This is a genomic window from Streptomyces sp. NPDC102441 (assembly GCF_044765585.1).
GTDB lineage: Bacteria > Actinomycetota > Actinomycetes > Streptomycetales > Streptomycetaceae > Streptomyces.
The window spans coordinates 1-22,725 of record NZ_JBIWKH010000001.1 but is presented as its reverse complement, the minus strand read 5'-3'; the positions used below and the strand labels follow the sequence as shown (position 1 = coordinate 22,725).

Genomic DNA, 22,725 nt, shown 5'->3' with positions numbered 1-22,725 from the left:
GCTGGCCGTACCGAACGAGATGACGTCGAACCCGTGGTGACTAGTCCTTTACGAGATTCCACCACCAGGCGATGCTGGCGATCGGCAGAGGCTGGTCCGCTTCCCGTTCCTGGAAGGGGGACGTGGCGCTGCCGGCGGGCAGGTCGGCAGGGTTCTCCGGATTGACGTAGCGATTGGTGGTGAGGGACCAGTCGTAGTCGGCGCGGATCCAGGAGTCGCAGTCCGCGATCCACCGACGGAGGTCGGGACCGGCGTCGCGCAGGATCTGGTCACGGAGGCGGAGGTAGAGGGCCATGGCACGGGTGTGCATCATGGCGGTCTCGCTCACCGCCTCGTCGAGCGTGCACTTCCGCTCGTACGCGATCAGGTCGACGATGTTCCCGTATCCCTCCTGACTGCGTTGACGCTCCTTGTGGTACGAGACCAGGTCGTTGGACCAGCCGATGATCGAGGCGAAGATCTCGACGAACCCCCGGACATCGTGGCGTTCGTAGTCGGCCGCAGGGAGGTCGTATCCGTGGATGATCTCGCTGAGGGTCGAGAAGATCTTGACTCCGGAGGAGTCGAGCCGGACCGCCAGGTGGTCGGAGAGGGTGGGAATCCGCCCTGCTGCGCTGTTGGCGGCCATCCAGATCTGGCCTTGGAGGTAGGCGCGGAAACTGGCCGCCCAGCGGGCGGTCTGCACGGGTGTGGTGAAGTCGTCCAGCCGCAGGCGCAGTTCACGTAACGCGGCGCTGTAGTTGTCGTCAGCGGGTGCTGCCCAGGGGACGTCCACGATGCGTTGGAGTTTGGTGATGATGAGCAGGGTTGCATCAGGGGACGCCGCGACCGGCCCCTCGTCGCAGAACTCGTCGTCGAACGCGAAGAGCCACATCAGGAAGTCCGAGGTCCACTGCAAGGCCGCGACGCGACCGGAGGGGGCGCCGCGGCTGGTTATCTCGCCTACGGAGATACGAGTCAGCCGTTCGCGCTGCGCTCGGTCGGAGAAGAGGCCGAACCGATCGAGCCAGGCGGCCGAGCGTTCGTCGATCTCACGCCAACTCGGGTGGATCCCCGAGGGGAGCGGAACCCACAGTTGCGGGATCTTCGGCGCTGGAGCTGGGGAGGTCATGTACCGCCCTTTCACATGTGCTTTTCAATGCCTCTGAGACCCGGAAGTTAGCAAGGTGTACGGGGAACGGGTACAGCCGTTTCCAGCCTGGTTGGCCGGTGGGCCCCTGCCGTTTTCAGCCTGGGGTCAGGCATCCGGACGCGTCTCCGGCGCCCTTGAGAGGTGCGAAAGCGGTCGATCGCGCATCGTTTGCGGCTGATGGGCTTCGGCGCGCAGTTGGCCCGAAAGTGCCTCTTGTCAGTTCGGGTTTCACCGATTCGGTGGTGGAGTACCCGGTTCCGCCTGCGCGGGAGCGCCGACGACGTGGCGCGGGGACGGCCTGGCGGGAGGCGCCGCTTCGAAGGAGACGTCGTCAGCACTCACCCTCGCGGCTCGTCACCGCGAAGTCGAAATTCGGGACGGTCACCGTGCCCGGGTTTCCTGCGATGCCAGGGGGCTTGTAGTCCCCGTCCTTCGACGGCGTGCGTACGACGTGTACACAGAAGGCCGCGTCCGTGCCCGCGGCCTGGACCGTGTAGTCGGCGTCGGAGGGCTTGTTCGCGGCTGCGCCGCTGGCCCCCACACCATCCTGCGGGGCACCACCGCCGCCGTTCTCGACGACCTCTTCCTCGATCATCGTCGAGAACTCCTCGTCGAAGCCGCTGTCGTCACCGAAGATGTCGCCGAAGCGCGAAGTACCGTCCAGCTCTGCCGTGGCCTGGCTGACCGCGCTGGACAGTTCGTCATCGCTCCACTCCCCATTGGCGACCACGGCCATGAACCGGAACCCCGAAAAGATGCCGATGCCCGCCATGCCGAAGAGGACGACGCGAGCCGCGACGAAGGCGGAATCGGGGAGCTCGGGCGCCGATGGATTGAACGACTCTCGCCACCCGCGGACTCGGTCCGCCTTGACGCACCCCATGGCGATGAGTCCGGCAGCCAGCACAAAAACAACCACATTCAAAGCATTCAACGCCCAGATTTCCTTTACGCCCGGACCGTAGATTCAAGGAGTGCAGCTGTCATGGCGCTCGGCCTTTGCGTCGCACGATCGCAACATTGGTTCAATCGCTGCCTGTGCACTTATTCGAGGAGCTCAGAGCTGTGCTGAATTCCGCGATGATCTTCTTCACTGCGGTTTCATTTGCTCTTCCGGATTCGGGTACCTGAACTACGGCGAACAATTCGTTCCCCGGGCGGATCGGTTTTGCGCACTCTACTTTTCCTACCGCGCCCCGTTTGGAGTAGATGTACATCCCGTCTTTCGAAAAATTCTCAGGCTCTACATAAGCCTGGCCCTGTGCTATTTCTGTCAGATTCGGCTTGTCATTCCACCACTCTTGACTCGCCACTAGTGCAACCTTGTTGTCCACCAAGACTTGACAGCGCTCGACCCCGTCAGCAGGTGATTCGGACTTCTCCGACACCTCTTCGCCTCCGGGGAGTACAGGGGACAGCAGTCCCGCGGGAATGGATGTGCCGCACAGAGCAGTCGGTACGCTGTAATTAGGCTCGGCTCCCTCTGAGCAACTCACGAGTGCGACGGCCAGAGCTGCTGCAAGGGCGAAAATTAGAGGCACTCGCTTACGAGGAGAGGAATCTGCTTCATGATTTGGGTGGATCATAAGTGCCCGCTATGAGCAATGGTCGGAATTTGCAAGCTTCTCGGAATATTCGCGAATAAGATTCTTGAGGGCTTCCGCGTCGGGCTTACCTCCTGAAATTCTAATACTTGCAAATACTCTTTCATTGGGCGTGGGGGGAGGTTGGCATGTCACCGTTCCGATGGCACCCGTCTTTGAGTATATATACCTACCGTCTTTTGTTTTTTTGTCGCCGGGATCGACGCTGTTGTACGCCATAGCGGCTACTTCGAGCAAGGACGTATCCCTGCTAATCCACAAGGTGCTGGCTGATAGAATTTCCTTGTCGTCTACGTATAGGCGGCACCTCCTAATGCCTTCTGTTTCGCTACGTGATACTGTTGATACCTTCTTCCCTGGCGTCATGAAGGGATCTAGGAGCTTAGAAGGAACAGGTGTCCCGCAGAGTGATTCCGGAGTCTCGTACGACTTCGCGTCCGCCGCGCAGGCTGAGCTGATGACCGCCAAGATCATCACCCCGACAATCGAGGGAAGAAGCCTTCGGTCAGCGTTTCCCGTCAGTGCTGATCGTTTCATATTGTTCCTCTTGGGTGGCATATTCTCCGGCGGCAGGTGTGCGTGCTCGCTCGTTGGCTGCGTGCGCTATTCCTTCCAGTTACGTCGGAATCTCAGTCTCAAGGTCGTCGGCCATCTGTTGGCCTGCTGTAGAGGCGTCATTGAACCCGTCCCGGGTTCCGTCCCGTGTCCATTCCTCGAATTTTTCTACGTCTGGGGAGCTGTGTGTTCTTCCGGCTCCATCTGCCGCAATCCTGGCAAGCTCAATATTCCTTTCCGAGCTATCCTCCCAAAGCTCGCCTACAGTTTTTCCTGCCTGGTTTACCTTTTCAGGTTCCGTGTCTTTGAAAAGCTGTTCCAGGACGGCACCGCTCACGGTGCCGGCAACGCCGCCCACCGCAGCGCCTACCAGGGGACTGGCGATGAAACTGGTGCCAATACCCACACCTGTTCCAATAATCCCCGAAGAGATACCCTTCTTCTGGTTCACGGCGTTCTCGAAGTTATCGTCGTCCTCCTTGGCCTCCCCCAAAACTGCTTCCTGGCGTCCGATCGCAAGAGTTCCACCGACTTCGCCTGATCTGCGAGTAATTTCCTTGACGGTGTCTTCGGTTGAGTGGGGGTACTTCTGGTCGTCGGGAAGGTTTGGGTTGAGGTGGTAATCCAGGAGGCTGGCCATGTACGATTTTTGACCCACTTCGACGGCGCTGTAGCCCTCTGGGTTCTGGCCTAGGCTCACGAGTAGACGAGTTACATCTGTATGTTCCAGGTCAGCTACGTGGCCAGCAATCGGGAAGAGTTTGGGTACGCTCCTATTCTGTTCGCCGGCATCGGTGGTGGCTCTGTTGATGTCAGGCAGATACTCGGAGGTAATCTGACCGATACTGTCAGACATGTATCCGTGATCGGTGAGGCGCCCGGGGTCTTCCGAGATGGAAGCTGTGAGGCTTTCCATGAGTTTTGCCTGGCCTGCGTTATGAGCCGGCAGGCCCTCTGCTGGGATTTCCCCCGCCGGGTGCCCGGTGGTTGCCGCTTCCAGAGCCAAGGCCATGGCATTCCGGCCGGAGACGCTGTCCTCGCCCTTGTCGGTCTGGTCCTCCGGCCAGTCCCGCTCCTCGAAGAGGTAGTCGAAGTTGCTGAGCTCCCTCATCTCCCTCTTGCCGTTCCCGTCGGTGTCTTCCTTGAATTCGTGGTCCTCATCCTTCGTCAGGAAGGTGTCGCTGAAGAACTCCGTCGCAGCGTCAGGGCTGCTCGAAAGTGCCTTCATGAAGCCGGTCATCGGGTCGGTCCCAGAATCCGAACCCGTACGGTTGAGGACTGGGTCCATGGGGCTGCCGACGCGCCAGGCCCCATGCCGCCCGTTGTCGGTGCGTTCCTTCTCGGTCTTGATCAGTTCGTTCCCGTAGTCGTCGAGGAACTTGTTGTCGAAGTTCCCCCATCGCATGAGGTTGCTCATCACCTGGAATCCCACGGTGTTCGAGCTCTTCGCGAGGGGCTGGCTGCCGAGATCCACCATCTCGCGCTTCCAGTTCGTCATCTCGTACGAGTCGCTGTGGCTGGCAGTGGCCAGGGTGAGACTCAGGTTCTTCTGCAGTTCGTCGAACTGGTCGCCTCGGGCCCTCTGCAGGTCGGTAGGCCTCGGGGTGTTCAGCTCCGACCAGAAGTCCAACGTCCCCTGCGCTTCCAGCTTCTCCGCGAAGCGGGCGCTGAACAGCTCGTCGCCCGACATCTTCTTGAGCCCGGCGTTGAGCTTGTCGAACTCCTTGGCCGTGAGGTCCTCGGGGTCCTTCTTCGCGAGCGCCGACAGCTCGTCGGCCTGCTTGATCGCGTTGGCCGCGGAGTCCCGGTCCTTGTACTCGGCACCGGCGAATCCGAGTTCGGCTTGGTCCGCAAGAGCACGGAGGGTGACAGAGCCCGTGTGGTCGCTCTCGGTCGCCTTGTCGAGGATCTTCTGGAGCTCGCCGCGGAGGGCGTCGACATCATGCTGGCTCTCGCTGGGGGCGGGCGCGCTGGGGCCCATGGTCGGGGCGACAAAGGGGGAACCCGTCGTGACTATGAATCCCCCTCCGGTGGTCGTGGTAACCCTGAGGTTCTTCGCCGACCCGCGTGCCAAGGCCTCGTTGAGCTCCCCCTGGTACGCCTTCAACTCGCTGCGCGTGTCCTTCAGGATGTTCCACAGGGATTTGGCCTGTTTGTGGGCGTCAGCGAACTCTCGCACCGTCTTGTCGACGACCCCTTTGGTGACGTTGGCGTTGTCGCCCGACCAGTCCGCCTTGTCGGCCTTTGCCTTGAGACCGTCGCGGGCATCCTTTTCCAGGGTGGCGAGATTGGTCACCATGGTCGACCAGTCGGTGACGGCCTCGTCCAGCTGCCCGAAGGTGGCGAAGCGCAGGGTTTCCAGGTCCATCAGTTGTCCGCCTTGTTCTTCTCACCCTTTGGCGCGTTGTCGTCGTCGAAGGCCTCGCCGAGCAACGTGATACTGCTGACCCTGCTTCTCACGTACTGGTCGTCTCCACCGTGCACGTACTTCGTGAAGTCCATGTGGTTCGCGATGTGCCCACAGGCATCCAGGAGGGACTTGAGCTGGATGTCCCATTTGCTGGCCACGTGCCGGAGAGCACCGCCGAGTTCGAAGCCCTGAGTGGTGAGATTGCCTGCCGCCGATTCGCTCGTGGGCACTGCGACGCGGGCCTCCTTCCACAGGCGGGAATTCAGCTTCGAGGCCTCGTCACGGACGCCCGACAGGTCTGTCTGATTGATTGCAAGGTCGCCCTTCTTGCCCCCGCTGCCCCCAGGCTCGGCCTTGTTGAGCCGCATCTGCGTGCCGCTCCTGCCGGCTGCATCCGCCTTCAACTGCTCCCACTCGGCCCATGCCATGCGTGGAGCCCCCCTCAATCAGTACTCGGAATGCCGGAATTCGGAATCTATTCTGCTCGCCGCCCGCCCTCACACGCCGAAGCGGGCGGCAACAGTGGCGAGAATCCGCCCGCTGTCACCGCCCGCCCGGGTACCGCCGTAGGTAGGCCTACCGCTCCCCGTCCATGAGACCCGACTGCACCAGCGGGTTCCCGCGGCGGCGGGTGACGAAGACCCCGCGCCCCGGGGGCATCGGGCGCGGTCGTACGCCTCCGAGTACGTCTCCCTCGATGGGGTCGCCCGAGAGCATCAGACCCTGCGCGCCGAGCTCCAGGATGCGCTGCATGAAGGGCTCGTACAGGGCGCGGCCCGCCCCCGCCGTGCTGCGGGCGATGATGAACCGCACGCCGACGTCGCGGGAGAACGGCAGCATCTCCGTGAGCTTCGACAGCGGGTTGCCGCTCGACGTCGAGACCAGGTCGTAGTCGTCGACGACCACGAACACCATCGGGCCGCTCCACCAGCTGCGGTCGCGCAGCTCCTGGGCCGTGACATCGGGCGAGGGCGTACGGCGCTTCATCAGGTCGTACAGCGCGTCCGCGTGGTGCTCCATGTTGTTGGACATGGGCACGTACTCCGCCAGGTGCGTCGCGGGCGTGACGTCCAGGAGCGCTCGCCGGTTGTCGATGACGAAGAACTTGGCGGCGTTCCCGTCGTACCTCTCGGTCAGCTGCTTGATGAGCAGGCGCAGCAGATTGGACTTGCCGGACTCGCTCTCGCCGAACACCAGGAAGAACGGGTCCCGCTCGAAGTCGAGGAAGACCGGCTCCAGGTTGTTCTCGTCGATACCGAACGCGATGCCCCGCTCCGGCCGCGCGTAGCCCGCGGGCAGTTCGTGGACGGGGAGTTCGCGGGGCAGCAGCCGGACCGCCGGGGCGGGCGCCGCGGTCCAGTGCCGGGCGACCTCCTGGTTCATGGCGGCCGTGGCCTCGGACAGGTCGCTGTCGGAGTTGATGCCGTCGATCCGCGGTACCGCGGCCATGAAGTGCAGCTTCTCCGGGGTGAGACCGCGCCCGGGTACGCCGGCGGGCACGTTGACCGCGGCCTTGCGGTCCAGCTCGGAGTCCATGACGTCACCGAGCCGCAGTTCCAGCCGGTTCACCAGGTGGTCCTTGAGGTTCGCCCGGACCTCCATGGAACGCGACGCGGTGACGACCAGGTGGATGCCGTAACCGAGGCCGCGTTGCGCGACGTCGATGGCCGCGGCTTCCAGGGCCTCGTAGTCCGTCCGGAAGTTGCCCCAGCCGTCGATGAGCAGGAAGACATCGCCCCACGGCTGGTCCGTCACCGAGATCTCACCGCGGGCCCGAAGCCTGCGGAATGTGGCGATGGAGTCGATGCCCGCGCTGCGGAAGTACTCCTCGCGGCGCGCCATGATCCCGTACACCTCGGCGACCGTACGACGTACCCGTTCCGGGTCGAGCCGCGACGCGATCCCGCCGACGTGGGGGAGCCCGGAGACCGAGGACAGGCCGCCGCCGCCGAAGTCGAGGCCGTAGAACTGGACCTCCTGGGGCGTATGCGTGAGGGCGAAGCCCGCGATCAGCGTGCGCAGCATCGTGGACTTGCCCGACTGCGGACCACCGGTGATCTGCATGTGGCCGGCCGCGCCGGAGAAGTCCCGGTAGAGCGTGTCCCGGCGCTGCTCGTACGGCTTGTCGACCACACCCAGCGGCACGACGAGGCGCCCCGCGCCTTCGAAGCCGGGCTGGGTCAGCCCACGGCCCTCCACCGGGGAGAGCCCCGGCAGGAGCTCGTCCAGCGACGGCGGATTGTCCAGCGGAGGCAGCCACACCTGGTGTGCGGAGGCCCCCCGGCCCTCCAGGCGGCGCACGATCACGTCGAGCACCGTGTCGGCCAGGGCGTCGTCCTCCGACCTGCGGGCGTCGGGTACCCCGGCCTGCCCCGTCGGCTGTACGTAGCGGACCGGCACCGGGGCCGCGGTGAACACCACGGGCCTGCGGTCCACCGGCAGAGGACCGGCGGACACGGCGGGCTGGGCGCCCGAGCGGTACACCCCGGAGACGTACGCCGCCTTGAAGCGCACCATCTCGTCCGTGCCGTACTTCAGATACCCCGAACCGGGGACATTGGGCAGGTGGTAGGCGTCGGGCACGCCCAGCGCGGCCCGGGACTCGCCCGCGGAGAACGTACGCAGACCGACCCGGTACGACAGATAGGTCTCCAGGCCGCGCAGACGCCCCTCCTCGAGGCGCTGCGAGGCCAGCAGCAGATGTACGCCCAGCGAACGGCCGATACGCCCGATCTGCACGAACATCTCGATGAAGTCCGGCTTCGCGGAGAGCAGCTCGCTGAACTCGTCGATGACCAGGACGAGGGAGGGAATGGGCTGCAGCGGGGCGCCCGCGGCCCGCGCCTTCTCGTAGTCGTGGATGTTGGCGTAGTTGCCCGCGTCGCGCAGCATCTCCTGGCGGCGGTTGAGCTCACCGCTGATGGAGTCGCCCATGCGGTCCACCAGCGTCAGGTCGTCCGCGAGGTTGGTGATCACCGCTGCGACGTGCGGCATCTGTGCCATACCGGCGAAGGTGGCGCCACCCTTGAAGTCCGCGAGGACGAAGTTCAGCGTCTCCGACGTGTGAGTGACGGCCAGGCCCAGCACGAGCGTGCGGAGCAGCTCGGACTTGCCGGAACCGGTGGCGCCGACACACAGGCCGTGCGGGCCCATGCCCTCCTGCGCCGCCTCCTTCAGGTCCAGCATCACGGGGGCGCCGTCCTCGCCCACGCCGATGGGTACCCGGAGCCGCTCCGCCTGCGAGCGGGCCCGCCAGGTCCGGCTGACGTCGACCGAGGCGGCGTCACCGAGGTTCAGCAGATCGGTGAACTCCAGATTGGCGAGCAGCGGTTCGTCGTCGTCCCCGCCCGAGGCCACATGGAGGGGGGCCAGCTGCCGCGCCAGCGCCTCCGCGGCCTCGTGGCTCAGCAGGTCGGGGACGCCGTCGTACACCAGGCCGTGCCCCGACTCCAGCTGCAGCGAGTGGGGATCGACCACGATGGAGAGGCCGCCGCGCGCTCCGTTGACCTGGCCCGTCACGATCTCGACGACCGTCACGCCCTGAAGGCCCTCCGCCGAGGCGAGCGCCGACGTCGCCGGTACGGACTCGCCGTCGAGCACCACGACGACGTGCGGCTGGTCGAGGATCGGCTGGCCACCCGGCTGGAAACGGGGACGGCCGTCGAGGCGTCCCGCGAGCATCTCCTCCAGCTCCGCGACCTTCGTGGTGATCAGGCGGCGGCTGCCGGCACCGTCGATGGAGCCCTGTGCCTGGACATGCGGGAGCCACTTCGTCCACTCCCAGCGCGGAGCGGCGTCGCGGCTGGTCGCGACGGCGATGATCAGGTCCTCGGGGGAGTGCAGCGAGGCGAGCGCCCCGACCATCGCGCGGGCCGTGGCACGCGCGGACTCCGACTCACCGCTGATCGTCAGGTGGTAGAAGGCGCGGAGCGAGACCGCCATCGGCAGCCCGTCCAGCGTGCTGTGGGTCGTCAGGAACTGCTGCATCGCCCCGGCGGTCAGCGGCTCCAGCTCATCGACCGGCGCGGTGTCGGGTGCGACGAGCGGCGTGGCGAGTTCCTGGCTGCCCAGACCGATGCGTACGTGCGCGAAGTCCGCGTCCCCCACACGGCGCTCCCACACCCGGCTGCCCTCGGCGACGAGCGCCCACAGCTGCTCCGGTGAGGGGTGGAGGTAGAACTGCGCGTCGCGCTGCTTCCGGGCGGTCCGCAGCACAGCGCGTCTGGTCTGTGTCAGATACTTCAGATAGTCGCGCCGCATGTCCGCGAGCTGGCCCTGGGTGCCGCGCCGGAAGCGGATGATCATCGAGATCGCCATCGCGACCGTCGACGCAATCATGACCATGCCCATGATCCGCATGATCGGGTTCGGCGTCATGAAGAAGAAGACGACGGAACCACCCATGCCGAGCATCGGCAGGAGCTGCATCATCACCCCCTCCTGCTGCCCCCGAGGCAACTCGGGCGGAGGTTGCAACTGCACCTGCTCGCCCGGAACTTCGGAGGGGAGGGCCCGCGGTGGGCGCTTGACGACAATCTGGCTCACAGCTCACCAATTCCCTTGCCGGACGGAACTGTTCCTATCGGCGCCCCCGTGGCGACGGGTTCCGTCCGCGGGAGGATCCTACTGGCGTACCCGCCGACCCGAGGGCGGTAGGGTGTCGCGACGCGTGTACGCATCCGCTAACTACCGCAAAAAAATGGGTCATTCGGGACGCAGCGGGAGCCCGTGGTCCAGGGGTGCGTTCCACAGGAGATCCAGGAGAAGCATGAGGGGGAGCAGCAGGTGACTATGACGGCCCAAACGGCGGCTACCGGATCCGGTCGGCCGGGTCCCGGAGTTCCGGCCGGCAACGCAACCGGCTTCTGCCGGGTCACGGTCGTCGCGCCCGACAGCCGCGTCGACGTGGCGCTGCCCGAGGACATCCCCGTCGCCGACCTCTACCCGGAGATTCTCCGGCTGTCGGGACAGAGCCCCGCCCAGGGCGCCCCGGTCGGCTACCACCTGGTGCGCCGTGACGGCACCGTGCTCGACAGCGGACGCACGCTGGCCGGTCTGCGCATCCTCGACGGGGAGCTGCTGTCCCTGCGGCCCTTCTCGGAGTCGCTGCCCCCCGCGGTCTTCGACGACGTCTCCGACGCAGTCGCCACCGCCGTCGCCCGGGACCGCACTCTCTGGGGCGACAGCCTCATGCGCTCGGCCGGCCTCTTCGGCGGGTCGGTCCTGCTGGTCCTTCTCGGCTTCGTGCTGTGGACCTCCGACGTACGGCACGACATGCACGGGCTGCCGGGCATCCTGGCCGCCGTCACCGCCCTGCTCCTTCTCGCGCTGGCGTGCGTGCGCGCGCGTGTCTACGCGGACCGCGGTTCATCCATCGCGCTGGGGATCGGGGCGCTCACCAGCGCCGCGGTCGGCGGTGCCGGGCTCCTGCCGCTCAGCCAGGGACAGGGCGTCGGCAGGCTCCAGTTCCTGCTCGCCTGCGCAGCCGTGCTGGTGCTGTCGGTGATCCTCATGATCGCCGCCCCCGAAGGTGACGGCACCTTCGTCGCGTTCGTGTTCGCCTCCGCCATCGGCGTACTGGTCACCTTCATCGCGATCATGACCGGCATGGAGCCGTCCGAGACCGCGGCCGTCTGCGCGCCCCTCTCCGTGGGGCTCCTCGGTTTCCTGCCGGGGCTCTCCACCCGCTTCGCCCGCCTCCCGATCGGCTTCGAGCCGCCCCGCACCACCGCCGGTGACTACGGGACGTCCGACCCGGCACCGCAGGGCCCGGTCGACGCCGGCCGCATCGCAGCCCAGGCGCGACGCGGCCACGAACTGCTCCTCGGCCTCGTCGGCGGATGCGCGCTGGTGGCTGTCGGGGCCGCTGCGGTGCTCGGCTTCTCGGACAGTGTCTGGGGCCAGCTGCTGGCGCTCGCCATCGGAGCCGCGATGCTGATGCGCGCCCACCTGTTCCGCTACACGGCCCAGGTCGGCTGCGCCCTGGGGGCCGGCCTCGCCGCACTCGTGCTCCTCGGCCTCGGACTGTCGCTCAACCCGCCGACCGAGCTGATCCTGGAAGCGCTCAAGGGTGACGGTGCGGGACTCGACATCCGTACGATCTGGCTCACCGCCGCGGTCGCCGGCGTCGCGGCGCTGATCACCGCCATCGGGCTGATCGTGCCGCGCAAGGGCGTCACACCGTTCTGGGGGCGCTTCCTCGAGGTCGCCGAGGCCTGCGTACTCCTGACGCTGCTGCCGCTGTGCCTCGCCGTTTTCGACGTCTACCACTCGATCCGCGCCCTCACCAGCTGACACCCGTCGGGGGCGCGCCGAACGACTGGTACTCTGGCCAGTGGCCGTTTGTGTACGCGTCCCCGGATCATCCTGGGGGCTGCGCTCATCGGACCTTCGCCTCCGAGTCATGGAAGCTCCCCTGAGATCAAGACCAGGGGCACTCGTGGGCGCATCGAACATCAAGAGGAGTACGCGTGCCGCTCGACGCCGCTACGAAGAAGCAGATCATGTCCGAGTTCGCCCAGAAGGAGGGTGACACCGGATCCCCCGAGGTCCAGGTCGCCATGCTCTCCCGCCGGATCTCGGACCTGACGGAGCACCTCAAGACGCACAAGCACGACCACCACTCCCGTCGTGGTCTGCTGATCCTGGTCGGCCAGCGTCGCCGCCTCCTGCAGTACCTTGCCAAGAAGGACATCCAGCGCTTCCGTGCGCTCGTCGACCGCCTCGGCATCCGCCGTGGCGCGGCCGGCGGCGCCAAGTAAAGACGCTGTTAAAGGGAGCGGTACCCACTTCCAGGGGACCGCTCCCTTTGCCGTACGTGCGGTACCGGGCCCCGGCTCAGTAACCTGGACGTACAACACCAGACGAGGAGAGGCGCCCCACGGCCGCCGCCGGTCCTCGGTAGTGGCCCCCGGGACAACGCCCGGGAGCTTCGATCGAAGACCGGCCCGCACACACGGTGCGCCTCTCCGCACCGTCCTCCGCCACACGGGCGGCAGGACGAAAGACGACGAGTATGGAGAAATCACTAGTGGAGAACGAGACCCACTACGCCGAAGCCGTGATCGACAACGGTACCTTCGGCACCCGCACCATCCGCTTCGAGACGGGCCGCCTGGCCAAGCAGGCCGCAGGCTCCGCCGTCGCGTACCTGGACGACGACACCATGGTGCTGTCGGCCACCACCGCTTCCAAGCGGCCCAAGGACCAGCTCGACTTCTTCCCCCTCACGGTGGACGTCGAGGAGCGGCAGTACGCGGCCGGCAAGATCCCCGGCTCCTTCTTCCGCCGTGAAGGCCGGCCCTCCGAGGACGCGATCCTCACCTGCCGCCTGATCGACCGGCCGCTGCGCCCCTCCTTCAAGAAGGGCCTGCGCAACGAGATCCAGATCGTCGAGACGATCATGGCGCTCAACCCCGACCACCTGTACGACGTGGTCGCGATCAACGCCGCCTCCGCCTCCACGATCCTGGCGGGCCTGCCCTTCTCCGGCCCGATCGGCGCCACCCGCGTCGCCCTGATCAAGGGCCAGTGGGTCGCCTTCCCGACGCACACCGAGCTCGAGGACGCCGTCTTCGACATGGTCGTCGCCGGTCGCGTCCTCGAGGACGGTGACGTCGCGATCATGATGGTCGAGGCCGAGGCCACCGAGAAGACCATCCAGCTCGTCAAGGACGGCGCCGAGGCCCCGACCGAAGAGGTCGTCGCCGCCGGTCTGGAAGCTGCGAAGCCCTTCATCAAGGCGCTCTGCAAGGCCCAGTCCGACCTCGCCTCCAAGGCTGCCAAGCCCACCGGCGAGTTCCCGGTCTTCCTCGACTACCAGGACGACGTCCTGGAGGCGCTCACCGGCGCCGTCAGCACCGAGCTCGCCAAGGCGCTCACCATCGCCGGCAAGCAGGAGCGCGAGGCGGAGCTGGACCGCATCAAGGAGATCGCGGGCGAGAAGCTCCTCCCGGCCTTCGAGGGCCGCGAGAAGGAGATCTCGGGTGCCTACCGCGCGCTGACCAAGAAGCTGGTCCGCGAGCGCGTCATCAAGGACAAGGTCCGCATCGACGGCCGTGGCGTCACGGACATCCGTACGCTCGCCGCCGAGGTCGAGGCCATCCCGCGTGTGCACGGCTCGGCGCTGTTCGAGCGTGGCGAGACCCAGATCCTGGGCGTCACCACCCTCAACATGCTCCGCATGGAACAGCAGCTGGACACCCTCTCCCCGGTGACCCGCAAGCGCTACATGCACAACTACAACTTCCCGCCGTACTCCGTCGGCGAGACCGGCCGCGTGGGCTCGCCCAAGCGCCGCGAGATCGGCCACGGAGCGCTCGCCGAGCGCGCCATCGTGCCGGTGCTGCCGTCGCGCGAGGAGTTCCCCTACGCGATCCGCCAGGTCTCCGAGGCGCTGGGCTCCAACGGCTCGACGTCCATGGGCTCGGTCTGCGCCTCCACCATGTCGCTGCTGAACGCCGGTGTGCCCCTCAAGGCCGCCGTCGCCGGTATCGCCATGGGCCTGATCTCGCAGGAGATCGACGGCAAGACCCACTACGTCGCCCTCACCGACATCCTCGGTGCGGAGGACGCCTTCGGCGACATGGACTTCAAGGTCGCCGGTACGAAGCAGTTCGTGACCGCGCTCCAGCTCGACACCAAGCTCGACGGCATCCCCGCCTCGGTCCTGGCCGCCGCGCTGAAGCAGGCCCGTGACGCGCGTCTGCACATCCTGGACGTCATGAACGAGGCCATCGACGTCCCGGACGAGATGTCCCCGAACGCCCCGCGGATCATCACGGTCAAGATCCCGGTGGACAAGATCGGTGAGGTCATCGGCCCGAAGGGCAAGATGATCAACCAGATCCAGGAGGACACCGGCGCCGACATCACGATCGAGGACGACGGCACCATCTACATCGGTGCCCAGCAGGGTTCGCAGGCCGAGGCCGCCCGCGCCACGATCAACGCCATCGCCAACCCGACCATGCCGGAGGTCGGCGAGCGTTACCTGGGTACGGTCGTCAAGACCACCACCTTCGGTGCGTTCGTCTCCCTGATGCCCGGCAAGGACGGCCTGCTGCACATCTCGCAGATCCGCAAGCTCGCCGGTGGCAAGCGTGTGGAGAACGTCGAGGACGTGCTCGGCGTCGGCGCCAAGGTGCAGGTCGAGATCGCTGAGATCGACTCCCGCGGCAAGCTCTCCCTCATCCCCGTCATCGAGGGTGAAGAAGACGAGAAGAAGGACGACACCGACAAGTGACGTCCCGTAGTCCCGTGACGACGGCCCGCCCCTCCTCGGAGGGGCGGGCCGTCGCCCGTACCCAAACGCTTCTCAAGGGCAGCAACGGCATCGGAACCGTCCGCCGCACCGTGCTCCCCGGCGGCCTCCGGGTCGTCACGGAGACCCTGCCCTCCGTCCGCTCCGCCACCTTCGGGATCTGGGCCAACGTCGGTTCACGCGACGAGACGCCCACCCTGAACGGCGCGACGCACTACCTCGAACATCTCCTCTTCAAGGGCACGGCCAAGCGCAGTGCCCTCGACATCTCGTCCGCGATCGACGCGGTCGGCGGCGAGATGAACGCCTTCACGGCGAAGGAGTACACCTGCTACTACGCGCGGGTCCTGGACACGGATCTGCCGCTGGCCATCGATGTCGTCTGCGACATGCTGACCGGCTCACTGATCGCACCCGAGGACGTCGACGCCGAGCGCGGCGTCATCCTCGAGGAGATCGCCATGACGGAGGACGACCCGGGCGACTGCGTGCACGACCTGTTCGCGCACACGATGCTCGGTGACACCCCGCTGGGCCGCCCCGTGCTCGGCACCGTCGACACGGTCAACGCCCTGAACCGCGGCCAGATCGCCCGCTTCTACAAGAAGCACTACGACCCCACGCACCTGGTCGTCGCCGCCGCCGGCAACGTCGACCACGCCACGGTCGTGCGACAGGTCCGCAAGGCGTTCGAGCGCGCCGGCGCCCTGGGCCGTACCGACGCCGTCCCCACGGCGCCCCGCGAAGGCTCCCGAACGCTGCGCGCCACGGGCCGCGTCGACCTGCTGAACCGCAAGTCCGAGCAGGCCCATGTCGTCCTCGGCATGCCCGGCCTGGCCAGGACCGACGAGCGCCGCTGGGCGCTCGGTGTCCTGAACACCGCGCTCGGCGGCGGCATGAGCTCCCGCCTCTTCCAGGAGGTCCGGGAGAAGCGCGGCCTCGCCTACAGCGTGTACTCGTACACCTCGGGCTTCGCCGACTGCGGGCTCTTCGGCGTGTACGCGGGCTGCCGCCCCAGCCAGGTGCACGACGTCCTCAAGATCTGCCGCGACGAACTCGACCGCGCGGCGACGGACGGCCTGGGCGACGAGGAGATCGGCCGCGCCGTCGGCCAGCTCGCCGGTTCCACCGTCCTCGGCCTGGAGGACACGGGCGCGCTCATGAACCGCATCGGCAAGAGCGAGCTCTGCTGGGGCGAACAGATGTCCGTCGATGACATGCTGGCGAAGATCGCGGCGGTCACCCCCGACGAGGTCCGGGCCGTCGCGGCCGACGTCCTCGGACAGCGGCCCTCGCTCTCGGTCATCGGCCCGCTGAAGGACAAGCAGGCCGACCGCCTCCAGGAAGCGGTCTCCTAACCACCCCGTAAGGAAAACAACACATGAGCAAGCTGCGCGTGGCCGTTCTCGGCGCCCAGGGACGCATCGGGTCCGAGGCGGTACGAGCCGTGGAGGCCGCCGAGGACATGGAGCTGGTGGCCGCGCTCGGCCGCGGCGACACGCTGGATACCCTCACGGACAGCGGTGCCCAGGCCGTCGTCGAGCTGACCACACCCGCGTCGGTGATGGACAACCTCGACTTCTGTGTCCGGCACGGGATCCATGCCGCCGTCGGCACCACGGGCTGGACCGACGAACGGCTCGCGCAGCTGAACACCTGGCTCTCCGCCTCCCCGGAGACCGGCGTGCTCATCGCGCCGAACTTCTCCATCGGAGCGGTGCTCACCATGAAGTTCGCGGAGCAGGCCGCCCGCTACTTCGAGTCGGTGGAGGTCATCGAGCTCCACCATCCGAACAAGGCCGACGCACCCTCCGGCACTGCCACCCGCACCGCCCAGCTCATCGCGGCGGCCCGCGAGAAGGCCGGGGCGGCGCCGCAGCCCGACGCCACCGCCACCGCACTGGACGGAGCGCGCGGCGCGGACGTCGACGGGGTCCCGGTGCACTCGGTCCGGCTCCGCGGCCTCCTGGCCCACCAGGAGGTCCTGCTGGGCAGCGAGGGCGAGACCCTCACCCTGCGCCATGACTCGCTGCACCACAGCAGCTTCATGCCGGGCATCCTGCTCGGCACCCGCCGCGTGGTGACCACTCCCGGCCTCACCTTCGGCCTGGAACACTTCCTCGACCTGAACTGACTGGGCCCAACCCCATGCGCGCAAAGCTCACCTACGTCGTCACCGCTGCCGTCCTGGTCTTCTACTTCGTCCTGGCCGGCAGCCGGGGCGTCCTGCTCATCCGGCACGGCACACTGCTCACGGTCACCTTCGGTGTGGCGGTGCTGATCCTGCCGGTGATCGGCGTCTGGTTCCTCTGGAAGAACACCCAGTTCGTCCGCAGGGCCAACGCCCTGGCGGCCGAGCTGGACTCGGAGGACGGCCTCCCCGTCGACGAGCTGGTGCGCACCCCGTCCGGTCGTATCGACCGGGACTCCGCCGACGCCGTTTTCGCGCGGCGCCGGGAGGAGACCGAGGACAGCCCGGACGACTGGCGCTGCTGGTTCCGGCTTGCGGTCGCCTACCAGGACGCGAGGGACACCCCCCGCGCCCGTAAGGCGATGCAGCGTGCCATCGCCCTTCACATGGGCAAGCCGGTACGCGCCTGAACGGCGCCGTACCGGCTTGCAAGGTGGCTCCGGGGCTCTTCCGTCAGTCCCTGCGGTATTCGTCGCCCCAGGCCTCGATCGAGTCCGTGGCACGCTCGAACGCCTCGGCACGGGCCAGGAAGTCCGCGTTGTGGTCGGTGACCAGAGGAGCCAACGGGGCGCCGCCCTTACGCTCCACGATCAGGGCCTGTCCCTGGACGGTGCGCGGGAGACCGAGCCACTTGACCGGCTGCTGCACCGTGCGCACGGCTGCGGCGTCCCCCCACCGCACAGTGGTCGTGAGGAAGAAGCCCACCCGGCGTACGCCGTGCCGGCTCACCCAGGCGCCGACCCGCAGCAGCCGCAGCGCAGAGGTGATCACCACGGCGGCGAGCACGAAACACGCGGTGGCGCCGGACAGCGATCCGGCAAACGTGATGATCATCGCGGCGAGCAGAACGAAGGACGCCAGCAGCAGCAGGGTGGCTGCCGCCGCGACCCGCCACGGGCCGGGGCGGTAGGGCCGCCGCCAGCTGTCGTGGTCGTCGAACGGCAGTGCGATGTCCTCTGCGTCCGCGTCGAATGCGCGGTCGGCCGTCAGAAAGGGCAGGGGCACGACTGATCCTCACTCACAAGCACGCTCGATTGCTGTGCCCGGTGAGGCTACCGAGCAGCCCTCCGGCCGACCACCCCAGGGGGCCCGTACGGGTCAGCGGTGCTGCGCGGCCTCGGACGTCTGGCTGTGCGACGGCGTCCGGTCGGTGTCGAGAGCGGGCAGGCCGAAGAGCAGTGAACCGGCGAAGCCGGCGACCAGCGTCAGCCCTACGAGGGAATGGGCGGCCAGCTGGGAGCGGCTGGCGCGCCGACGGGGAGGCGGAGTGACATTACTGCGGAATCGGTCGGCCTCGGCAACGAACGAGAACGGGACGGATTCACGCCGGCGGAACATGAGGAAGCTCTCCTTGAACTCTGTGACGGGTGCTGCTAATGAGTCAGACGTACGAGAGGCGTCATCGGTGCCCCGAATCGCCGAACCCGTCCAAAATTTCCTGCTGACGGAGGCCGGCCCCGAGGCCCGTAGAGTGGACGCCGCCCGAGCGACGCCATTGGAAGGACCCCCGCCGGTGACCGACACCCCCGAGCCCACGAAGGCCCACTTCCGCAGCGATGTCACCGTTGACCTGGTGAAATCCGCCGCCGGCGACTCCGACGTGCTGTTCGCAGCCCGGGTGTCCACGGCCGGTGAGCAGTCCCTGGAAGAGGTCACCAAGGACCCCGAGCGCTCCAAGGGGCTCATCAACTACCTGATGCGGGACCGGCACGGCAGCCCGTTCGAGCACAACTCGATGACCTTCTTCATCAGCGCCCCGATCTTCGTGTTCCGCGAATTCATGCGGCACCGGGTGGGCTGGTCGTACAACGAGGAATCGGGCCGCTACAGGGAGCTCGAACCCGTCTTCTACGTCCCGGGCGAGTCCCGCAAGCTGATTCAGCAGGGCCGCCCCGGCAAGTACGAGTTCGTCGAGGGAACCCCGGAGCAGCACCAGCTGACCAGCCGCGCCATGGAGGACTCGTACCGCCAGGCGTACGACGCCTACCAGGAGATGCTCGCCGCAGGCGTCGCCCGTGAGGTAGCCCGCGCGGTGCTCCCCGTCGGCCTGTTCTCCACGATGTACGCCACCTGCAACGCCCGCTCGCTGATGCACTTCCTCGGCCTGCGTACCCAGCACGAGCTGGCCAAGGTGCCGTCCTTCCCGCAGCGCGAGATCGAAATGGTCGGCGAACAGATGGAACAGCACTGGCAGAGCCTGATGCCGCTCACTCATGCCGCCTTCAACAAAAACGGACGGGTAGCCCCGTAGGCGGTGTCCGTATTGCGACGTTTCGTGAAGTTCATCTAGGCTGATCAAACGGACCCGGCACTGCTTGAACCCCCGAGCAGGCAGTGCCGGGCTCCTCTTCCTCGTCCCCCCGAGGGGACACGGCGCTCCGAGCAACGAGTAGCGTGTTACCCATGGCTCCGATCTCCACTCCGCAGACCCCCTTCGGGAGGGTCCTCACCGCTATGGTCACGCCCTTCACGGCGGACGGTGCACTCGACCTCGACGGTGCCCAGCGGCTCGCCGCCCATCTGGTGGACGCAGGCAACGACGGCCTGGTCATCAACGGCACCACCGGCGAGTCCCCGACCACCAGCGACGCGGAGAAAGACCAGCTCGTAAGGGCTGTGCTGGAAGCCGTAGGAGACCGGGCCCACGTCATCGCGGGCATCGGCACCAACGACACACGGCACAGCATCGAGCTGGCACGCACCGCCGAGCGCACCGGTGCGCACGGCCTCCTCGCGGTCACGCCGTACTACAACAAGCCGCCGCAGGAGGGCCTCCTCCGCCACTTCGGCGCCATCGCGGACTCCACGGAGCTCCCGGTCATGCTGTACGACATTCCGGGCCGCAGCGGTGTGCCGATCGACACAGAGACGCTCGTACGCCTCGCCGAACACCCCCGGATCGTCGCCAACAAGGACGCCAAGGGAGATCTGGGCCGCTCCAGCTGGGCCATCGCCCAGTCCGGTCTCGCCTGGTACTCCGGTGACGACATGCTCAACCTCCCGCTGCTCTCGGTCGGCGCCGTCGGTTTCGTCTCCGTCGTCGGCCATGTGGTCACCCCGGAACTGCGCGCGCTCATCGAGGCCCACCTCGGCGGCGACGTACAGAAGGCCACGGAGATCCACCAGAAGCTGCTCCCGGTCTTCACGGGGATGTTCCGCACCCAGGGCGTGATCACCACCAAGGCCGCGCTCACCCTCCAGGGCCTGCCCGCCGGCCCGCTGCGCCTCCCCCTGGTGGAACTCACCGCCCAGGAGACGGCCCAGCTCAAGATCGATCTGGCCGCCGGTGGGGTACAGCTCTAACCACGGACTTCACAACTGAATAAGCGAGGAGACTCGCGACGGAAACACCACCTGACAACAGCAAGTGCACGAATGACATGCGCGCCACGTGCCCTCAGCGGTACGTGGCGCGCGTGGTAAGGAGAGTCTTTTGAGTCATCCGCATCCTGAACTCGGTACCCCGCCGAAGCTCCCCAAGGGCGGCCTGCGGGTCACCCCGCTGGGCGGCCTGGGCGAGATCGGCCGCAACATGACGGTCTTCGAGTACGGCGGCCGTCTGCTCATCGTCGACTGCGGTGTGCTCTTCCCGGAGGAGGAGCAGCCCGGCATCGACCTGATCCTTCCGGACTTCACCACCATCAGGGACCGCCTGGACGACGTCGAGGGCATCGTCCTCACGCACGGCCACGAGGACCACATCGGTGCCGTCCCGTATCTGCTCCGGCTGAAGCCGGACATCCCGCTCATCGGCTCCAAGCTGACCCTCGCGCTCATCGAGGCCAAGCTCCAGGAGCACCGGATCCGTCCCTACACCCTTGAGGTGACCGAGGGACAGCGTGAGCGCATCGGCGTGTTCGACTGCGAGTTCGTCGCGGTCAACCACTCCATCCCGGACGCCCTCGCGGTCGCCATCCGCACCCCTGCGGGTATGGCTGTCGTGACCGGCGACTTCAAGATGGACCAGCTGCCGCTGGACGGGCGCCTCACCGACCTGCACGCGTTCGCCCGGCTGAGCGAGGAGGGCATCGACCTCCTTCTCTCCGACTCGACGAACGCCGAGGTCCCCGGCTTCGTGCCGCCGGAGCGGGACATCTCCAACGTCCTGCGCACGGTCTTCGCGAACGCCCAGAAGCGCATCATCGTGGCCAGCTTCGCCAGCCACGTCCACCGCATCCAGCAGATCCTGGACGCCGCCCACGAGTACGGCCGCCGGGTCGCCTTCGTCGGACGCTCCATGGTCCGGAACATGGGCATCGCCCGTGACCTGGGCTATCTGAAGGTGCCCGCGGGCCTGGTCGTCGACGTCAAGACGCTGGACGACCTGCCGGACGACGAGGTCGTGCTGGTCTGCACGGGCTCGCAGGGCGAGCCGATGGCCGCGCTCTCCCGCATGGCCAACCGTGACCACCAGATCCGGATCGTTCCGGGCGACACCGTGATCCTGGCGTCGTCCCTGATCCCCGGTAACGAGAACGCGGTCTACCGCGTGATCAACGGCCTGACCCGCTGGGGTGCGAACGTCATCCACAAGGGCAACGCCAAGGTCCACGTCTCGGGCCACGCCTCGGCCGGCGAGCTGCTGTACTTCTACAACATCTGCAAGCCGAAGAACCTGATGCCGGTGCACGGCGAATGGCGCCACCTCAGGGCCAACGCCGAACTCGGTGCGCTGACCGGCGTGCCGAAGGACCACATCGTCATCGCCGAGGACGGCGTCGTCGTCGACCTCATCGACGGCAAGGCCAAGATCGTCGGCAAGGTCCAGGCCGGCTACGTGTACGTCGACGGCCTCTCCGTCGGTGACGTCACGGAGACCTCCCTCAAGGACCGGCGCATCCTCGGTGACGAGGGGATCATCTCGGTCTTCATCGTGGTCGACAGCTCGTCGGGCAAGATCGTGGGCGGCCCCCATATCCAGGCCCGCGGCTCAGGCATCGACGACAGCGCGTTCACCGCGGTGGTGCCCAGGGTCGAGGAGGCGCTCAACAAGTCGGCGCAGGACGGCGTGATGGAGCCTCACCAGCTTCAGCAGCTGGTCCGGCGCACGGTGGGCAAGTGGGTGTCGGACACCTACCGCCGGCGTCCGATGATCCTTCCGGTCGTCGTCGAGGTCTGATCTCGACGGCTGCCGTCAGGTCGCCAACCAGGAGCGGGGCGCCTCGATTTGCATCGGGGCGCCCCGCTCCAGTACGTTTGCCATTCCGCCTGAACGGGAAGCACCTCGCGCACATGTGCGCCTGGAGCCCTTCGATGAGGCGGGAAATCCGGCTCAGAATCTCTGATAAAGTCGGACGCGCCGAAAGGCAAAAGCCACTCCGCAGGCCGCTGGAATCAAATTCGGACCGGAAACGGGACGGAAAAGAGTCTGGTAAAGTCGGAACCGCCGGAAAGGGAAGCGCGAAAGCGAAGAACTGGAAAGCACGGTAGTGATTTAACTACCTAGTGAGATCCCGCTTCGGCCGGGAATCGGACACGAAAGAGTCTGATAGAGTCGGAAACGCAAGAACGAAGGGAAGCGCCCGGAGGGCCCCGGTGAAACGGGACCGAAGGAAGCGTCCGTTCCTTGAG

The 22,725-nt window shown here is 66.7% G+C and carries 18 protein-coding genes; 9 read left to right on the top strand and 9 right to left on the bottom strand.

The window, feature by feature from the left end; all coding sequences use genetic code 11:
- Window positions 1–40: 40 nt before the first annotated feature.
- The 7 genes from ACIREO_RS00090 to eccCa all read right to left on the bottom strand — a co-directional run bounded on the left by ACIREO_RS00090 (window position 41) and on the right by eccCa (window position 10,246).
- Window positions 41–1,111: a (+)-(1(10)E,4E,6S,7R)-germacradien-6-ol synthase gene (locus ACIREO_RS00090; RefSeq protein ID WP_404102777.1), complete on the bottom strand. Its 1,071-nt coding sequence runs from the start codon at window positions 1,109–1,111 to the stop codon at window positions 41–43.
- Window positions 1,112–1,463: 352 nt separating this feature from the next.
- Window positions 1,464–2,051 (bottom strand): hypothetical protein, encoded by a 588-nt coding sequence (locus ACIREO_RS00085; protein ID WP_404102774.1) that lies wholly within the window; start codon window positions 2,049–2,051, stop codon window positions 1,464–1,466.
- A 106-nt stretch (window positions 2,052–2,157) separates the two neighbouring features.
- Complete coding sequence (locus tag ACIREO_RS00080; protein WP_404102771.1) at window positions 2,158–2,520, bottom strand: hypothetical protein; 363 nt, start codon at window positions 2,518–2,520, stop codon at window positions 2,158–2,160.
- Between the two features lie 207 nt (window positions 2,521–2,727).
- Window positions 2,728–3,273, bottom strand: a complete 546-nt coding sequence (locus ACIREO_RS00075) for a hypothetical protein (RefSeq protein ID WP_404102768.1) — start codon at window positions 3,271–3,273, stop codon at window positions 2,728–2,730.
- Between the two features lie 79 nt (window positions 3,274–3,352).
- Window positions 3,353–5,659 (bottom strand): hypothetical protein, encoded by a 2,307-nt coding sequence (locus ACIREO_RS00070; RefSeq protein WP_404102765.1) that lies wholly within the window; start codon window positions 5,657–5,659, stop codon window positions 3,353–3,355.
- Window positions 5,659–6,129: a hypothetical protein gene (locus ACIREO_RS00065; protein WP_404102763.1), complete on the bottom strand. Its 471-nt coding sequence runs from the start codon at window positions 6,127–6,129 to the stop codon at window positions 5,659–5,661. Before ACIREO_RS00065 ends, ACIREO_RS00070 begins: the two co-directional genes overlap by 1 nt.
- 148 nt (window positions 6,130–6,277) lie before the next feature.
- Window positions 6,278–10,246 (bottom strand): type VII secretion protein EccCa, encoded by a 3,969-nt coding sequence (gene eccCa, locus ACIREO_RS00060; protein WP_404102760.1) that lies wholly within the window; start codon window positions 10,244–10,246, stop codon window positions 6,278–6,280.
- Between the two features lie 246 nt (window positions 10,247–10,492).
- On the opposite strand from eccCa, the gene eccD reads away from it, so the two are divergent.
- The 6 genes from eccD (at window position 10,493) to ACIREO_RS00030 (ending at window position 17,564) form a co-directional block, all read left to right on the top strand.
- Window positions 10,493–11,995 (top strand): type VII secretion integral membrane protein EccD, encoded by a 1,503-nt coding sequence (gene eccD / locus ACIREO_RS00055; RefSeq protein WP_404102757.1) that lies wholly within the window; start codon window positions 10,493–10,495, stop codon window positions 11,993–11,995.
- A gap of 176 nt (window positions 11,996–12,171) precedes the next feature.
- Window positions 12,172–12,462, top strand: coding sequence for a 30S ribosomal protein S15 (gene rpsO / locus ACIREO_RS00050; RefSeq protein WP_003965855.1), 291 nt, complete (start codon window positions 12,172–12,174; stop codon window positions 12,460–12,462).
- A 269-nt stretch (window positions 12,463–12,731) separates the two neighbouring features.
- Window positions 12,732–14,945, top strand: coding sequence for a polyribonucleotide nucleotidyltransferase (locus ACIREO_RS00045; protein WP_404104427.1), 2,214 nt, complete (start codon window positions 12,732–12,734; stop codon window positions 14,943–14,945).
- Window positions 14,942–16,321: a M16 family metallopeptidase gene (locus ACIREO_RS00040; protein WP_404102754.1), complete on the top strand. Its 1,380-nt coding sequence runs from the start codon at window positions 14,942–14,944 to the stop codon at window positions 16,319–16,321. Before ACIREO_RS00045 ends, ACIREO_RS00040 begins: the two co-directional genes overlap by 4 nt.
- Window positions 16,322–16,344: 23 nt before the next feature.
- Window positions 16,345–17,097, top strand: a complete 753-nt coding sequence (dapB, locus tag ACIREO_RS00035; protein WP_404102751.1) for a 4-hydroxy-tetrahydrodipicolinate reductase — start codon at window positions 16,345–16,347, stop codon at window positions 17,095–17,097.
- Window positions 17,098–17,111: 14 nt separating this feature from the next.
- Window positions 17,112–17,564, top strand: a complete 453-nt coding sequence (locus ACIREO_RS00030) for a hypothetical protein (protein WP_404102749.1) — start codon at window positions 17,112–17,114, stop codon at window positions 17,562–17,564.
- Between the two features lie 43 nt (window positions 17,565–17,607).
- Here ACIREO_RS00030 and ACIREO_RS00025 read toward each other — a convergent pair whose 3' ends face one another.
- A complete protein-coding gene (locus tag ACIREO_RS00025) occupies window positions 17,608–18,159 on the bottom strand; it encodes a hypothetical protein (protein ID WP_404102746.1) in 552 nt (183 codons plus the stop codon).
- A 93-nt stretch (window positions 18,160–18,252) separates the two neighbouring features.
- A complete protein-coding gene (locus ACIREO_RS00020; RefSeq protein ID WP_404102743.1) occupies window positions 18,253–18,492 on the bottom strand; it encodes a hypothetical protein in 240 nt (79 codons plus the stop codon).
- A 175-nt stretch (window positions 18,493–18,667) separates the two neighbouring features.
- Between ACIREO_RS00020 and thyX the strand changes: the two genes are divergently transcribed.
- The 3 genes from thyX (at window position 18,668) to ACIREO_RS00005 (ending at window position 22,273) form a co-directional block, all read left to right on the top strand.
- Window positions 18,668–19,405 (top strand): FAD-dependent thymidylate synthase, encoded by a 738-nt coding sequence (gene thyX, locus ACIREO_RS00015; protein WP_404102740.1) that lies wholly within the window; start codon window positions 18,668–18,670, stop codon window positions 19,403–19,405.
- A 152-nt stretch (window positions 19,406–19,557) separates the two neighbouring features.
- Window positions 19,558–20,457: a 4-hydroxy-tetrahydrodipicolinate synthase gene (dapA, locus tag ACIREO_RS00010; RefSeq protein WP_404102737.1), complete on the top strand. Its 900-nt coding sequence runs from the start codon at window positions 19,558–19,560 to the stop codon at window positions 20,455–20,457.
- Window positions 20,458–20,587: 130 nt separating this feature from the next.
- A complete protein-coding gene (locus ACIREO_RS00005; RefSeq protein ID WP_404102734.1) occupies window positions 20,588–22,273 on the top strand; it encodes a ribonuclease J in 1,686 nt (561 codons plus the stop codon).
- Window positions 22,274–22,725: the final 452 nt, after the last annotated feature.

Bases quoted from the DNA above. Each gene is read 5' to 3' on its own strand.
- ACIREO_RS00030 (WP_404102749.1), top strand. From the start codon at position 17,112: ATGCGCGCAAAGCTCACCTACGTCGTCACCGCTGCCGTCCTGGTCTTC.
- dapB (WP_404102751.1), top strand. From the start codon at position 16,345: ATGAGCAAGCTGCGCGTGGCCGTTCTCGGCGCCCAGGGACGCATCGGG.
- dapA (WP_404102737.1), top strand. From the start codon at position 19,558: ATGGCTCCGATCTCCACTCCGCAGACCCCCTTCGGGAGGGTCCTCACC.
- ACIREO_RS00065 (WP_404102763.1), bottom strand. From the start codon at position 6,129: ATGGCATGGGCCGAGTGGGAGCAGTTGAAGGCGGATGCAGCCGGCAGG.
- ACIREO_RS00020 (WP_404102743.1), bottom strand. From the start codon at position 18,492: ATGTTCCGCCGGCGTGAATCCGTCCCGTTCTCGTTCGTTGCCGAGGCC.
- ACIREO_RS00070 (WP_404102765.1), bottom strand. From the start codon at position 5,659: ATGGACCTGGAAACCCTGCGCTTCGCCACCTTCGGGCAGCTGGACGAG.
- eccD (WP_404102757.1), top strand. From the start codon at position 10,493: ATGACGGCCCAAACGGCGGCTACCGGATCCGGTCGGCCGGGTCCCGGA.
- ACIREO_RS00075 (WP_404102768.1), bottom strand. From the start codon at position 3,273: ATGAAACGATCAGCACTGACGGGAAACGCTGACCGAAGGCTTCTTCCC.
- ACIREO_RS00090 (WP_404102777.1), bottom strand. From the start codon at position 1,111: ATGACCTCCCCAGCTCCAGCGCCGAAGATCCCGCAACTGTGGGTTCCG.